General features: G+C 67.6%; 13 protein-coding genes. 9 read left to right on the top strand and 4 right to left on the bottom strand.

The window, feature by feature from the left end:
• Positions 1–155 precede the first annotated feature (155 nt).
• Complete coding sequence (locus RH861_RS04080; RefSeq protein WP_310519863.1) at positions 156–2,339, top strand: hypothetical protein; 2,184 nt, start codon at positions 156–158, stop codon at positions 2,337–2,339.
• 302 nt (positions 2,340–2,641) lie between these two features.
• On the opposite strand, the gene RH861_RS04085 is transcribed toward RH861_RS04080, so the two are convergent.
• Positions 2,642–3,409 carry a DUF4145 domain-containing protein gene (locus tag RH861_RS04085; RefSeq protein ID WP_310519864.1) on the bottom strand — a complete coding sequence of 256 codons (768 nt, stop codon included), beginning with the start codon at positions 3,407–3,409 and terminating at the stop codon, positions 2,642–2,644.
• 112 nt (positions 3,410–3,521) lie between these two features.
• A complete protein-coding gene (locus RH861_RS04090) occupies positions 3,522–3,929 on the bottom strand; it encodes a VOC family protein (RefSeq protein WP_310519865.1) in 408 nt (135 codons plus the stop codon).
• Positions 3,930–3,986: 57 nt separating this feature from the next.
• On the opposite strand from RH861_RS04090, the gene RH861_RS04095 reads away from it, so the two are divergent.
• Positions 3,987–4,463 carry a nucleoside deaminase gene (locus tag RH861_RS04095; protein WP_310519866.1) on the top strand — a complete coding sequence of 159 codons (477 nt, stop codon included), beginning with the start codon at positions 3,987–3,989 and terminating at the stop codon, positions 4,461–4,463.
• Positions 4,464–4,495: 32 nt separating this feature from the next.
• On the opposite strand, the gene RH861_RS04100 is transcribed toward RH861_RS04095, so the two are convergent.
• The gene (locus tag RH861_RS04100) at positions 4,496–4,963 is read right to left on the bottom strand and encodes a hypothetical protein (protein WP_310519867.1); all 468 of its coding nucleotides are present in this window, start codon (positions 4,961–4,963) and stop codon (positions 4,496–4,498) included.
• A 626-nt stretch (positions 4,964–5,589) separates the two neighbouring features.
• Between RH861_RS04100 and RH861_RS04105 the strand changes: the two genes are divergently transcribed.
• From RH861_RS04105 to RH861_RS04135, 7 genes are read left to right on the top strand one after another with little or no spacing between them, the layout of a single operon-like run.
• Positions 5,590–6,774 carry an ABC transporter substrate-binding protein gene (locus tag RH861_RS04105; protein ID WP_310519868.1) on the top strand — a complete coding sequence of 395 codons (1,185 nt, stop codon included), beginning with the start codon at positions 5,590–5,592 and terminating at the stop codon, positions 6,772–6,774.
• A gap of 8 nt (positions 6,775–6,782) precedes the next feature.
• Complete coding sequence (locus RH861_RS04110; RefSeq protein ID WP_310519869.1) at positions 6,783–7,799, top strand: carbohydrate ABC transporter permease; 1,017 nt, start codon at positions 6,783–6,785, stop codon at positions 7,797–7,799.
• Entirely contained in the window at positions 7,796–8,716 is a 921-nt protein-coding gene (locus tag RH861_RS04115) for a carbohydrate ABC transporter permease (RefSeq protein ID WP_310519870.1), read from the top strand. Before RH861_RS04110 ends, RH861_RS04115 begins: the two co-directional genes overlap by 4 nt.
• Positions 8,713–10,449: an amylo-alpha-1,6-glucosidase gene (locus RH861_RS04120; RefSeq protein ID WP_310519871.1), complete on the top strand. Its 1,737-nt coding sequence runs from the start codon at positions 8,713–8,715 to the stop codon at positions 10,447–10,449. Before RH861_RS04115 ends, RH861_RS04120 begins: the two co-directional genes overlap by 4 nt.
• 57 nt (positions 10,450–10,506) lie before the next feature.
• Positions 10,507–11,811 carry an ABC transporter substrate-binding protein gene (locus RH861_RS04125; RefSeq protein ID WP_310519872.1) on the top strand — a complete coding sequence of 435 codons (1,305 nt, stop codon included), beginning with the start codon at positions 10,507–10,509 and terminating at the stop codon, positions 11,809–11,811.
• 2 nt (positions 11,812–11,813) lie between these two features.
• Entirely contained in the window at positions 11,814–12,737 is a 924-nt protein-coding gene (locus RH861_RS04130) for a carbohydrate ABC transporter permease (protein ID WP_310519873.1), read from the top strand.
• On the top strand, positions 12,734–13,648 hold the full coding sequence (locus RH861_RS04135) for a carbohydrate ABC transporter permease (RefSeq protein ID WP_310519874.1): 915 nt from the start codon (positions 12,734–12,736) through the stop codon (positions 13,646–13,648). Before RH861_RS04130 ends, RH861_RS04135 begins: the two co-directional genes overlap by 4 nt.
• 50 nt (positions 13,649–13,698) lie before the next feature.
• Here the strand turns inward: RH861_RS04135 and RH861_RS04140 are convergent, their stop codons facing one another.
• Positions 13,699–14,355 (bottom strand): GntR family transcriptional regulator, encoded by a 657-nt coding sequence (locus RH861_RS04140; protein ID WP_310519875.1) that lies wholly within the window; start codon positions 14,353–14,355, stop codon positions 13,699–13,701.
• Positions 14,356–14,429: the final 74 nt, after the last annotated feature.

Genomic DNA, 14,429 nt, shown 5'->3' on the forward strand with positions numbered 1-14,429 from the left:
CGGCTTCCGCGCCAAGCGATGTTTGGAGTCCCGGCTACTGCGCGGTCGCTGGTTTACCAGTGGGTCGCGCCGTGTGCCCGCGTCGGGCGAGCGTCAGTGGAACGTGCACTGGCGGCGGCACCGGCTGAGCGGGCTCCTTGCCCTAGCATTCAGGCATGGTTCACGCGCGTTTGCGATTCGCTCTCGAACAGTTAGGCAGTGGCGACTGGCTGCTCTTTGAGCGGTTTTGTTCCGAGTTTCTTGTTCCGGACTTCCCCGCCTTGAGGACAACGGCGACACCTTCAGGCGACCGGGGGCGAGATGGAGAAATCTTCTCCCTTCCTGGAGTAGCGAGGACCGGTTTTCAGTACTCGGTGACCACATCGTGGAACGCCAAGATCCGGGCAACTGCCAAAACCGTCCAGTCGAATGGACTGGACTACTCGCGTCTCATATATTGCACGAGCCAAGCAATCGGGGCACAAGCGGACGACCTCGTAACTGAGCTGTGGGACGAGTACGGAATGGTTCTCGATATTCGGGATCGCGAATGGTTCTGCGAGCGAGAAACCTCCGCGCCGGAACGCGAGATCGCGGCTGCGGAGCTTTGCGCTCAGGTGGTTGACCCGATTGTCACCTCACGGGGCATCGCAACCGCGACCGGCGCGGCACTCTCTTCCGAGGACGCCCGCGTCGCCATGGTGCAGTTGGCTCTGAATGAAACGGATCGCTTCGGCGACACAAGTCTCACGAAGACCTCGTTTGATGCGCTAGTTCAGTCGGTCCTAGTTGGGACCAGCCAAGAAGATTCTCTGGAAGAATCCGCGATCGTCGCGAGAATGCGTGAACTAGTGCCGCATGGCGCTCCCAACCAGGTAGCGGAACTAACTCGATCCTCATTAGTGCGGCTCACACGCAAGCACGGCCCGGTGAAGCACCGGGCTTCTGAGGGTACGTATCATCTCTCATTTGATGCCTCAGAAAAATGGAAAGACGCGGCGGCCTCCTATTTGCTCGATCAAGAATCGCTGGAGGATGACCTCGCCGCGGCCGCGTACGGATTCAACGAAAAGTTAGATAGGGATTTCGACCTCCTCAAAGCCGAGGCAAGGATTCTACGGATAGCCTTGGAGCGCGTGATGCTGGTGAGCGGCGAGCGCTTCGCTGCGGCCGTCGAGGGTGGACAAGCCGACTTCCTGTCCGCAGATGAAATTTCCGAGCAGTTTGCGGGGATGGATATTGGAATGAGTCTCCACCCCAAGCAGGGCGCCGAGGCGGTGCTCGAGGTAATCGGCTCTCCTTCTGAACGTACTCATCGTCATCTCGTTCGCGTTCTCGATGCGTACACGCTCATGGCTTTTCTTCAGCAGACGCCCGACGTCCAAAAGGCGCTCTCGCGAGTTTTCGAGAATGCGAAACTTTGGCTCGATACGTCTGCTCTCCTTCCCCTCGTCGCTGAGACTCTTATAGATGATCCTGCGGATCGGTCCCAGACGAATCTGTTGGCCGCTGCGATAAGTTCAGGGGTGGAGCTCTACGTTACTGACGGCGTTATCGAGGAGCTTCGTTTTCATATTGAGCGCTGTATCGCGTACATAAACCGCGGTGGACGATGGAATGGCAGTCTTCCCTTCCTTTACAGTGCCTACATGCTGTCCGGACGCGACGAACGCCACTTTGCCGATTGGGCCGATGGTATCCGTGGCCCCATCAACCCGGAGCATGACATCGAGGAGTATCTCTCAGAAGAGTTTGGTATCCGACGTCACGACCTGCGGGAGGTCGCTGACAAGGCCGACGTCGCATTGCGGGGCGCGACCGATGAGCTCTTTCGAAGAAAGCATGCCAAGTACGATCGTGGGCAGTCCGGCAATGTGATAGATCGCTTAGCGGCGCACGACGTGGAGAACGCGGTGGGAGTAATAGAGCTCCGCCGCGGCACCCGTCCCGCACTCGGGCACGAGACGTGGTGGCTCACCCTCGACAAGACTGCGTTCAAGTTGGGCGCATGGCTGAGTGATTCTCTCGGTAAGGACGCGCCGGCTACTCCGGCACTCAGCCCTGACTATCTATCGCAGCTACTTCGCCTGGGGCCGCTCCGACGAACGGTTGGCGCCGAAGCGGGGAGCCTGCCTCTCGTCGTGGACGTTACGCGCCTCGAGTCGGTGCCAGTCGAACTTATCGAAGTGGCACGGAACACCCGTGAAGCGATGCAGGGCATGGATGAACGCAGGATTCGACGCGAGGTTCGCGATGCGGTTTTCAAAGCCAGAACGGCAATGAGAGCGAGCCACGACTACGCCGAGGAGTCGCGAGCTAGAGTGCTCCGAGGGATCGAGAAGAATGGTGGAGAGACCTAGGCGCGTTCGTCCGTTGCCTCGTCCCGCGCGAATCTTGATGAGCGAACTGTTGGTCATCGCTTCATCGCACGGTCGCCACCGCATAGACGAGTCGCGCGTAGATTCGCGTGGCGGGATGTTCACGGACTCGTTCCCGATGCAGTTCTCGTCCTCGACGCCTCCCCGGGCCTAGTAGCGGACTTTGAAGCGCTGGCCCCGGTAGCGGTGGCTGACGGTCGTTCATTCCGCCTCCTTCGCGCGATCGCCTCGGGACGGTCGACCTCAGCGCGCGCGTCGACGGGACGGGCGCGCTACCGATGGCACTAGCGACTGCGCGGAAGCCCCCGCCGACGGTTGATCTCCTTCGCCGTGGACAAGAGCTCGGACTCGCTCGTGTCGTACAAACGCCTCAGCGCAAGCTCAAGGAACTTTGCACCCGTCACCACATCGTCGACAGTCAGGCCGCTCTCGTGAGTCCCAGCGTTCCCGATCCATTTGACTGCCTCAAGCGCGTGAACGACCTCAGGGTGGGTCTCCGCGAAGATGTCCAGTCGCTCCTGTGCTGAGAGCCGCTTTCGCTTCCGCTTCGCGGTGATGACGATGCGCCTCACCCCGCGCGCCGTCAACAACTCCTCCACGGCGAGGCGAAGCTGAGTGGCCGCCAGGTCTGGACTCGTCCACAGTGCGGACGACGCCGTTGCGATGGACTCGACTACCTTCGAAGGAGTTCTCTTCGGCGTGAGTAGCAGTCGCGGAGCGGGATTGATGTAGCGAAGAACAAAGTAGTCGACGAGCCGTTCCCTCTCTTGTACTTCGTCGAAGTCCCAAGAATAGACCCAATCGCCAGCCACGATCACCTCGCGCCTACACGCGTGGTTGTCACATTCGAGTACTCCTGTGAAGCTGCCGCTAAGTTCGTCGGGACCGTCGAGGTTCCGCCTAACCAACTCGATATGGGCGCGTGACTTCACGTCCGGATATTGCGAGGTCGACTTCAGCGCCAGAGTTCCTTCGAGGCACTCCGGGCACAGCACCCGGGGCCAAGTGACCTCGTCCAGCCAACCGGATAAGGTGCCCAGAGGTTTCGCCATGATCCGAAGCTACTAGGTCGCGGAAATGCCGCAGGCCACGCGCTCCGCGCCAACCATTCATTGGAGGGCGCGCCGGCGTGATAGCGAGATGTCGCCCTGGCCGCGGCAGTCTTCAGCCTGGAGCAGACTCGCGCGGCGGGTTGTGCATGAACTCGAGGCGGATGCCGTTGTCGTCCTCGACGAAGGACGCGTAGTAGCGGTCGTTGAAGCGCGGGAACAGCTTCGGCCCGCTCACCGCCGTCCACCCGGCATCCGTCGCGATCTGATGTAGGCGGTCGACCTCAGTGCGCGAGCCGACGGGGAAGGCGAGGTGCTGCCATCCGACCTGACCGTGCCGGTGCGGGCCGGTGCCCGGCTCGCGGGCGGGGAAGAGGATCAGCTCCTCCTCGTCGAGGTACCAGGCGACGCTGTTGTCGGCGTCCTGCCGAGTGCACCCGAGCGCCTGCATCACCGGGTCGAACTGGGCGATCGCGCGGGGGAGGTCGTCGACGGTGATGCCGATGTGGTCGAAGAGAGGCACCGGGACATCCTATGGACGGGGGTGCCGCCGGCGCGGGCACGCGCCTAGCTTGGACGCATGACGATCTCCGAGGCCGACCTCGTCCACCTGCGCCGGGCGGTCGAGCTCGCGCGCGAAGCACTCGAGGCCGGCGACGGTCCGTTCGGGTCGGTGCTCGTCGACGCGTCCGGCGTCGTGCGGTTCGAAGACCGCAACCGCGAGGTGACGGCGGGGGACGCCACGCGGCATCCGGAGTTCGAGATCGCGCGCTGGGCGGCGGCGAACTTGACCGCCGGCGAGCGGGCGGCGGCGACGGTGTACACGTCGGGGGAGCACTGCCCGATGTGCTCGGCGGCGCACGCGTGGGTCGGGCTCGGGCGCATCGTGTACGTCGTGTCGGCCGAGCAGATCAGCGGATGGCGCGCGGACGCCGGCGCCGCGTCATCCGCCGTCGCCGTGTTGCCGATCACGAGCGTGGCGCCCGGGCTGCCCGTCGAAGGGCCGGTCGACGAACTCGTGCCGGAGGTGCGAAAGCTGATCGAGCGGGCGGGATAGCCCGGCAGGACGCCTCTCGCTCGGCCGGCGCGTCAGCCGTCCCGTCCGGATGCGGTTGCCGCCACGGCCTCCTTCGGAGTGACGAGACGCGCCAGGTCGCCGGCCACCAGGACGGCGAACACGGCCCATGGCACGAGTGACAACAGCGCGAACACCGTGCCGACCAAGCCGAAGTTCGAGGGCACGGCCATCAGCACTGCGGCGATGACGCCCGCGATCGCCGTTGATCGCCTGAACACGGGCGTTCGGAACATCAGGATGGCGAAGATGAGCAGCGTCGCGAGGTTGAAGAAGTAATAGACGTCGAAGGCGGTGCCCGTCCAGGTTGCGAGCATCCCGTCGCCCACCGCGATGAGGGCGACCCGTTCGGCATCGCCCGCTTGGCCGTAGGCGTGCGCCAGAGTGAGCATCTCGACCGGGCGCGGAGAGGCCATGTAGGCCGCCATCCCGAGCACGCCGAAGGCGAGCGCATGACTACTGCCGACCGGCTCACGCGCCACAGGGCGACGGCGAGTGCCAGGTAGAGCAGGAAGGCGAGCAGGTTGCTCACGACGTAGAGGCCATCCAGGGCGACGACGCCGAGGATCGGGTTCTCCAGGAGCAGGTCGAAGAAGCCCCGGCTGTCACGCGGTGGGGGCCATGCGAGGTAGATCCCGACCTGCACCACGATGAGGGCGACGCTGGCCAAAGCCGCCCACCTGCCGGTGACGATCAGGCCCGTCCACTGGCGGGCGTCCTCACGTGCTCGACCATCGTGCGCGGTGATCATCCGATTCCCCCTCCCGGACTCGTCCGTTCTGGCGGCAATTCAAGTGTGCAACGGGTGCATCGGTGGGGCACCGGGACGAAGGGCCCGGTGTCCCGGAGGACGGATCGCAGCGGGCGCCGGGAGGGCTGCCGGCGTGCGAGTTCGAAATTCCCTGCTTGACCTTCCTGCGTGCTGTATACAAAATACTGAGTGCCGGGCACGCCGGCGAACGACCAACGAGGGAAGAGGTGGGGCGCGATGCGCCGTGCGAACTCAATGACGAGGCGTCTGCTCGCGGCTGGCGCCGTCAGCCTGATGACGATCGGGCTGGCGGCATGCAGTGGCGGCGGAGGAGGCGGTGCATCCGATGAGAACACCGTGGTCTGGTCGACGTGGGGTACCCCAGAAGAGCTCACGCGCTTCGAGGAGTTCAACGAGGACTTCATGAAGCGCCACCCCGACATCACGGTCGAGCTCCAGCCGGTCGCCAGCTACAGCGACTACCACTCGAAGCTCCTCGCTCAGCTCACGAGCGGCACGGCACCCGACGTCTTCTACATCGGCGACGACATGCTCGGCCAGTTCGTCGACGCCGACGTGCTCCTCCCGCTGCGCGACCTGATGGAGTCGGACGAGAGCCAGACGCAACCCGACGACTTCTTCCCGGGCCTCTTCGGCGTCGCCGAGCGCGATGGCGAGTACTACGCCGCCCCCAACGACTCCAACCCCGACGTGCTCTGGTACGACAAGCGCGCACTCGAGGCCGCCGGCATCACCGAAGACCCGGCCACGCTCGCCGAGCAGGGCCAGTGGACCACCGAGAAGTACCTCGAGATGAACGACAAGCTCGCCGAAGCCGGGCTGATCGGCTCCATGTTCTGGAACTACTGGGCGACGCACTACAGCTGGATCTCCGCGCAGGGAGGCACCGCCTACGACGAGGACGGCGCCTTCGTGGGCAACACCGACGGCGCGACCGTCGAGGCCGTGGAAACGCTCGGCGAGTACTTCCAGGACGGCACCTTCGTCGTCGCCGACACGATGCCCGAGGGCGCCGGAGCCGACAGCGAGTTCGTCACCCACGGCGCAGGGTTCTTCGTGCAGGGGCGCTACACGATCGGCACGCTCGAGAGCGCGGGGGTCGAGGGCGACTACGACATCGTCCGCTGGCCCACGCCCGACGGCGCCGAGGCCCCGACCGGCGTTGCCGCGTCGTACCTCGCGATCAACGGTCGCACCGAGGCGACGGATGCCGCATTCACCTTCTGGACCGAATTCCTCTCGGCCGAGGGGCAGACCTTCCGCCTCCAGGGCGGCGGCAACGCGGTGCCCTCGATCACCGGTGCCGACGACGTCGTGCTCGAGGACGGCTACCCGGCGCACGCGCAGACCTTCCTGGACATGCGCGACATCGGCTTCGCCAACCACCCCGCCGAGGCGCGAGTGCCCGGCCTGTCGAGCGACATCAGCGCGCTGTTCCTCGAGCTCTACCAGGGCAAGTCCGACGCCCAGGCGACCCTCGACGCCGTCGCCGACCTCGTCGCCGAGAAGTCGGGGGAGTGAGTCGACCCATGGCGATCACGACGGGCGGCGCGACCGGGACCCCGGTCGCCCCGCCCGCGACCGCAACACCGCCCGCCGGGCCCTCGGCGGCCGGCGCGCGCGAGGCGCGACCCGGCGCACCGCGCCCGCGCCGCGAGGCCGCTTGGCGCCGCCGCGACCGCCGCTGGGGCTATGTCTTCGTGGGCCCGCAGCTCGTGGGCATGGCCGTCTTCGTGCTCCTGCCGTTCGTGGCGAGCCTCGTGCTGGCGTTCGCGTCGTGGAATGGGCTCACCGAGCTCGAATGGGTCGGCTTCGACAACTTCGCCGCGCAGCTCCAGGACGAACTGCTCCTGCGGTCGATCGTGAACACGCTGCTCATCGCGGTCGTCACGGTGCCCGTGGGCCTCGGCATCGCCGTCGTCATCGCCGTGGCGCTCGAGCGGCTGCGCACACGCACGCTCTACCTGATCCTGTTCTTCGCCCCCGTGGTCACGAGCACCGTCGCCGTCGCCATGATCTGGCAGCAGCTCTTCCGCGCCGACGGCGTCCTGAGCACGGCGATCGCGAGCGTGTTCGACATCGCGCCCCCCGACTGGCTCAACGACCCGCGCCTCGCGCTCCTCGCGGTGTGCATCGTGTCGATCTGGTCGTCCCTCGGCCTGAACGTGATCATCTTCCTCGCGGGACTGCAGAACATCTCGCCGTCGGTGATCGAGGCGGCGCGCATCGACGGCGCCGGCGCATGGCGGCTCTTCAGCGCCATCCGACTGCCACTGCTGTCGCCGATCGTGTTCTTCTCGTCGATCGTCGCCTTCATCTCGTCGCTGCAGACCTTCGACACTGTCTTCGTGCTCACCGCGGACGCGGGACCCGACAACGCGACCCGCACGATCGTGTACCACATCTACGACCTGGGCTTCGGGCGCTTCGAGTTCGGGCCTTCCAGTGCCGCCTCCGTGATCCTGCTGCTGCTCACCCTCGTGATCACGGCGATCCAGTTCGGCGCGCAGAAGAAGTTCGTGCACTACGAGGACGACGCCGCATGACCGCCGCAGACCTGACCCCGCCGCTCATCGGCGACCCCGACCTCGAGCGCGACGACCGTCCCGCCGGTCGCCCCGGACGGGACCGCACCCGCCGCACCGTAGGCCGCGTCCTCATCCACGTCGCGCTGATCGTCGCGGGTCTCGCGATGGTGTTCCCGTTCCTGTGGATGCTGCTGACCTCCTTCAAGACGCTGCCGCAGCTCCTCCAGGACCCGCTCGCCTTCTGGCCCGATCCGTGGACCATCGAGAAGTACGTCGACGCGTGGAACGCCGCCCCCTTCGCGCAGGCCTACCTGAACAGCATCTACATCTGCGTGCTCGCGGTCGTCGGCACCCTGGTCACGGCATCGATGGCCGGGTATGCGTTTGCGCGGATCCGCTTCCGCGGCAGCCGCGTGCTCTTCATCGTGTTCCTCGCGACGCAGATGATCCCCAAGCAGGTCACGCTGATCCCGTTCTACCTGCTGATGGCCGAGCTCGGCTGGGTCGACTCCCACCTCTCGCTCATCGTGCCGGCGATGCTCGTGAACCCCTTCGCGGTGTTCCTCATGCGCCAGTTCGTGCTCAGCCTGCCGAAGGAGCTGGAGGAGGCCGCGCTTGTCGACGGCGCCGGCCGCTGGCGGACGTTCTGGACGATCATCCTGCCGAACCTCAAGCCCGGCCTCGGCGCGCTCGGCATCATCGTCGCGCTCGACGTGTGGAACAGCTTCCTGTTCCCCCTGGTGCTGCTGAACTCGCCCGACCTGTTCACCGTGCCCCTGCTGCTCGCGAGCTTCCGCGGCCAGTTCGGCTCGGTCGACTACGGACTCGTCATGGCCGCATCCGCCGTCGCCACCATCCCCATGCTCGTGGCCTTCGTGATCGGGCAGCGCCGCATCCTGAACAGCATGGCCGCGTCCGGGCTGGGCGGGCGATGAGCGCCGCGCCGGTCTCGACCCGGCGTGTCACGGGGCGAGCGGATGCCGCATCCGCCGCCCTGCGTGCCGCGGAGCACCTCGACCTGGTGCAGGCGCCGTTCACGCTGCCCGGATCGCGGATCCTCGTGCTGCGCGACGGCGACCGGCTGCGCGTGCACACGTCGGAGTACGAGCGGTCGCTGACCGAGTGCGTCGCGATCGACGCCCTGGAGGTGCGCGACGCCGACGGCATGCCCATGCCGATCACTCGGGTGCTGCCGCACGCGATCGAGTTCGGCGACGACGTCGCCCTCACGTTCGCGGGAACCTCCGCCCTGTCGTTGGGCGTCCGGAGCGGCGGGCGTGCCTCGATCCGGTGGACCCCTCGGGTGGGCGCGCGCACCGAGGAGCTTCGCATCGGCGACGCGGACGCGGCATCCGTCACGTTCGCCGTGGGCCCGCGACGCGACGTCGCGGTGTCGCGCTCGGTCGACCATGCCGAGCAGCTCGAGGCCTCACGTCAGGTGTGGCTCAACTGGTTCGCGAGGTGTCCCGTGGTGCGCGCCGACCTGCAGGGGATGGCCGCGTTCTGCTGGTGGGTGCTCGGCGCGAACATCGTCGAACTCCCGCACCTCGGCGACGCGCGGGCCGTCGTCCCATCGAAGATCGGGTACGTCGGCCTCTGGCAGTGGGACGCGTACTTCATCGCCGTGGGCCTGCGCCACGGCGACCCGGAACTCGCGCGCGAGCAACTCGACCTCGCGTTGCGGTTCCCCACCGCCGAGGGGCAACTGCCCGACGTGGTGCATGAGCACGGGGTCCTCGCGAGCAGCGACGACCTTCCGGCCTCCGATCGGGAGACCCTCCGTCGAGCGGGCTCCGCCGTCGCGGACCCGACCGCGCCGGTCCCGCTCACCAAGCCGCCGCTGGCGGCGTGGGCGCTGCGGAAGGTGCTCGAGGCCGACGGCGATGCACCGCCCGACTGGGTGCGACGGATGATCCGCACCATCCGCCGCTCGCAGGACTGGTGGTTCACCCACTCGGACCTCGACGGGGATGGCCTGCCCGAGTACGGGCACCCCTATTCGTCGGGCCTCGACGACAGCCCGGTGTTCGACGGTCCCCTTCCGACGACGACGCCCGACCTCGCCGCGTATCTGGTGCGGCAGGACCTCGAGCTCGCCGCGCTCGTCGAGCGGTGGGGCTCGGAGCCGGCGTCCAACGCCGGCCGCGCGGAAGCGGTATTCGCTCATCACGAGCGCGCGACAAGGACGCTCGAGCGCCTGCTCACGCTCTGGGACGCGCCGAGCGGACGATTCCGCTCGCTCGCCGCCGGCTGCCCGGTCGCGAGCGACACGATCGTCGGGCTCATGCCGCTGCTGACCGGCGAACTGCCGGTCGAGATCGCGGACGCCCTCGTCGCGGCGCTCGACGACCCGCGCCGGTTCGCCACGACGTGGCCGATCCCGACCGTGGCGGTCGGCGATCCCGATCACGCCCCCCACCGCATGTGGCGCGGTCCGGTCTGGGTGAACACCAACGCGCTGATCGTGGAGGGCCTCGAGCGATCCGGCCATCCGGACCGCGCACGCCGGCTCGCCCAGCGCACCGTCGAGCTCGTCGTGCACGCGGGCGGGCCGCATGAGCACTTCGACCCGCACAGCGGCCGCCGCGCGGCCTCCGCCACGACCGCGTTCGGGTGGTCGGCCGCCCTGTTCATCGACCTCGCGGTCGCGCTGTCGCACGACGACTGAGCGGTCCGAACCCGCGCCGGCGACCGCCGACGCATCCCCTTCCGACAAAGGAGTCACATGAAACGCCTCACCCTGCTCGTCCCCATCGCCGCGCTCTCCCTGCTCTCCGGCTGCGCGATGGGCGGAACGGGCGCAACCGCACCCGTCGAGCTCGACCCCGATGCGACGCCGGCCGGCGAGATCACCGTGTGGTCGTGGGATGTCGCCGCGACCGCGCTCTCGCGCCTCGCCGACGAGTTCGAGGCCGAGCACCCGGGCACGTCGGTCGAGGTCGTCGACGTCGGCTACGACAACGCCTACGACAAGCTGTCCGTCGGCCTGCAGGCGGGAAGCGGCCTGCCCGACCTCGTCACCATCGAGACCGATCGGGCCCCCGGCTACATCGCCGAGTTCCCCAACGGGCTCGTCGACCTCACGCCGGTCTTCGGCGAGCACGAGGCGGACTTCGACCCGTTCAAGTGGTCGGCCCATTCCGACGAGGACGGCGCCCTGAAGATCGTCCCGTGGGACTCGGGCACCGTCGGGCTGTTCTACCGGACGGACTACTTCGAGGCGGCGGGCGTCGACCCGGCAGACGTCGAGACCTGGGACGACCTCGTCGAGGCGGGGGAGCGGATCAAGGCCGAGACCGGCCGCACCCTGCTCTCCCTCGACGTCGCCACCGGCGGCGGGTTCCAGATGCTGCTGCAGCAGCAGGGCCAGGGACTCTTCGACGAGGACGGCGACATCACTGTCGCCTCGCCCCAGGCCGTCGAAGCGCTGACCCTCCTGCAGACCATGAACGAGCGCGGCCTGCTGAAGAACGTCAAGGGCTGGGACGGCCGCGTCACCTCCGCCAAGAACGGCGACTCGGCCGTCACGCCCGAGGCGGTCTGGTGGATCGGAACGCTGCTCGGCGACGCGCCGGAGCTGGCCGGAACCTACGGCGTCACCGCGCTGCCGGCCTTCGAGGAGGGCGGTGCGCGAACGTCGAACTCCGGCGGATCCGGGCTGGCGATCCCCGCGCAGGCGGAGAACCCCGACCTCGCGGCCGCCTTCACCGAGTTCGTGCTGGCCGACGCCGAGCACCAGGTTTCGATGATGGCCGAGGAGGGACTGTTCCCCTCCTACCTCCCCGCACTCGAGGACGACTACTTCTCGGCGCCGCAGGACTACTTCGGCGGCCAGCCGGTCTACGAGCTGTTCGCCGAGCAGACCGCGCAGATCCCGGGCATCACGTTCACGACCGACAACGCCGAGGCGACCGACATCGTCGGCAACGCGGTCGTCGCCGCGGTGCTGAACGGCGCCGACCCGGCGACTGTGCTGCAGGATGCCGCGGAACAGATCGCCACCGCGACCGGCCGCGAGATCGCCGAGTAGCCGTGGCCTCCACCTCCCTCGCGGTGCGCGGGCGGGGCGGGGCCGGAACGACGCGCCGCCGGGCGCTGGGGCGCACGCTCCAGCGCCCGGGGGCGTGGTTCTCGCTCCCGGCCGCGCTGCTGCTCGCCGTCTTCTTCGCCTACCCGCTCGCGACCTCGCTGTGGCAGAGCCTGCACGCGACCTCCGGCGGCGTCACGACCTGGGTCGGGCTCGACCAGTACGCGCGGCTGTTCCAGGACCCGCTCGTGGGCAAGAGCCTCATGAACGCGGGCCTGATCCTCGTCGTGCAGGTGCCGCTCATGATCGCGCTCGCGGTGGGGCTGGCCTACCTCCTGAACCAGGCGTGGCTGCGGTTCCGGGCGGGGTTCCGCCTGCTGGTGTTCCTTCCGGCGGTCACCACGCTGGTCGCGTACGCCGTCGTGTTCCGGGTCATGCTCGCAACCGACGGCGGTGCGATCAACCAGCTCATCGGCCTCGTCGGCGTCCCGCCGGTCGACTGGCTGAACCACGAGTGGTGGTCGCGGGTCGCGCTCATCGCGGCGATCACGTGGCGGTGGACGGGCTACAACATGGTGATCATCCTCGCCGGGCTGCAGTCCATCCCGGCCGAGCTCTACGAGGCGGCGCGGATCGACGGCGCCGGACGCTGGCAGACGTTCACCCGGGTGGCGCTGCCGCAGCTGCGTCCCGTCCTCATCTTCACGACCGTGACCTCGACGATCGGCGCGCTCCAGCTCTTCGACGAGAACTGGATCCTCACCGAAGGCGGCCCGAACGACGCCACGCTCACGCCGGTGCTGTACCTCTACAAGGTCGGCTTCCGCCAGTTCGACTTCGGCTACGCGTCCGCGATCGCGTGGCTGCTCGTGGGGATCACCGCGGTCATCGCGATCGTCCAGTTCCGAGTCATGAGGGAGAAGCCATGACCGTCGTCTCCAACCCGCCGACCGTGCGAGCGGCGGGCGCCCCGCCAGTGCCGCCTCCGCCGCCGTCGTCCGCCGCGCCGCGATCCCGTGTGCGTCGCGCGCTGTTCCGCTCGCCCGTCTACCTCCTGCTCGCCGTGGCCGCCGTCGTCTCGGTGCTGCCGTTCGCGTGGATGGTCGTCGCCTCGACGCACACGACGGCGGAGCTCTTCGCGACGCCCCTGCCGGTGCTGCCGGGCGGCGAGCTCTGGACCAACCTCGCCCGCCTCGAGGAGTCGGTGCAGTTCGGGCGCGTGATGCTCAACAGCGCGTTCATCGCGGTGGTCTACACGGTGTTCAGCTCGATCGTGAGTGCCATGTGCGGATACGGCCTCGCGACCTACCGGTTCCGTGGTCGCGCGGTGCTGCTCGTCGTCGTGCTCGTGACGATGATGATCCCGATGCAGGTGCTGCTCGTGCCGCTGTTCCAGATGATGGCGAGCGCCGGATGGATCGACACGTACCAGGCCGTGATCCTGCCGTTCCTCGCGAACGCATTCGGCATCTTCCTCATGCGCCAGGCGTTCCTGGACTTCCCCGTCTCGCTCATCGAGGCCGCCCGGATCGACGGTGCGAACGAGCTGCGGACCTTCTACCGGATCGTGCTGCCCGTCGCCCGCCCGCAGCTCGCGGCGTTGATCATCTACACGTTCATCAGCCAGTGGAACGCCTTCATCTGGCCGTTGCTGATGCTCAACACGGAGTCGAATTACACGGTGCCCGTCGCACTCAACACGATGATCGGGCTCTCGCGCGTCGACTACTCGGGTCTCATGCTCGGATCGTTGCTTGCGACGCTCCCGCTGATGCTGCTGTTCCTGGTCTTCCAACGGCAGTTCGTCGCCGGACTGCTCGGCGGCGCGGTCAAGGGGTGACCTCGTCGCCCCGACCAGGTCGCGGGGCGGGCCGGCCGGCCCGCGCCTCGTCAGGCGCTGAAGTACGCGCTCGAGGCGTTCTCGACAATGCGGCGCATGCCGTTCATCCAGTTCGCCTTCAGGGCCACGGATGCCGCGGCGACATCGCCCTTGGCGAGGTGCCGGGCGATCTCGGCGTGCTCGGCCGCGACGCGTTCGATCATCACGTCGTTGGGCACGAGGAGCGACTCGTACCGGTGGAATGCGCCGCGCGTGCTCTCGATGACCTCGAGCAGCCGTCGGTTCGGGCAGGCGGAGAGCATGACGGAGTGCCATTCGTCGTCCTTCGTGACGACGAGCGCGTGCTCGACCACCTCCTGCTGGAACTCCGCACTAAGCTCTTCCAGTCGGCGGCCGATCGCCTGGAGTTCGTCGCGGGGCGTCAACTCGAGCGCGAGGGTCTCGAGCGCGGCCATGACCGGGGCGAGCTCCTCGAATTCCGTCGCGGAGAGCGGGACGAAGCGGAAGCCCTTGCCGTTCTCGCTGGTGATCTGCCCCTCGCTCTCGAGCGCGATGAGTGCCTCGCGGAGTGGGGTCCGACTGACGCCGAGCTCTGCGGCGAGCTGCACCTCGTTGATGCCCTCGCCCGGGCGGACCTGCCCGGCCCGCATCCGGGCGAGCAGCTCGTCGCGGACCTGGGAACGCAGGTTCTTGCGTTCGATCGCCATCCATCCTCCAGCCGGTCGTGGCCGACGCCGTAAGCCTAGGGCTTGACCCTCGGCGGCTTGCGCCATAGCGTGTC

The sequence above is a fragment of the Agromyces indicus genome (assembly GCF_031432295.1).
GTDB lineage: Bacteria > Actinomycetota > Actinomycetes > Actinomycetales > Microbacteriaceae > Agromyces > Agromyces indicus.

What these genes read in the sequence shown, in the direction of transcription:
- RH861_RS04095 (WP_310519866.1), top strand. Translation starts at nt 3,987, where the DNA reads ATGACGATCTCCGAGGCCGACCTCGTCCACCTGCGCCGGGCGGTCGAG.
- RH861_RS04125 (WP_310519872.1), top strand. Translation starts at nt 10,507, where the DNA reads ATGAAACGCCTCACCCTGCTCGTCCCCATCGCCGCGCTCTCCCTGCTC.
- RH861_RS04085 (WP_310519864.1), bottom strand. Translation starts at nt 3,409, where the DNA reads ATGGCGAAACCTCTGGGCACCTTATCCGGTTGGCTGGACGAGGTCACT.
- RH861_RS04120 (WP_310519871.1), top strand. Translation starts at nt 8,713, where the DNA reads ATGAGCGCCGCGCCGGTCTCGACCCGGCGTGTCACGGGGCGAGCGGAT.
- RH861_RS04135 (WP_310519874.1), top strand. Translation starts at nt 12,734, where the DNA reads ATGACCGTCGTCTCCAACCCGCCGACCGTGCGAGCGGCGGGCGCCCCG.
- RH861_RS04140 (WP_310519875.1), bottom strand. Translation starts at nt 14,355, where the DNA reads ATGGCGATCGAACGCAAGAACCTGCGTTCCCAGGTCCGCGACGAGCTG.
- RH861_RS04080 (WP_310519863.1), top strand. Translation starts at nt 156, where the DNA reads ATGGTTCACGCGCGTTTGCGATTCGCTCTCGAACAGTTAGGCAGTGGC.
- RH861_RS04110 (WP_310519869.1), top strand. Translation starts at nt 6,783, where the DNA reads ATGGCGATCACGACGGGCGGCGCGACCGGGACCCCGGTCGCCCCGCCC.
- RH861_RS04115 (WP_310519870.1), top strand. Translation starts at nt 7,796, where the DNA reads ATGACCGCCGCAGACCTGACCCCGCCGCTCATCGGCGACCCCGACCTC.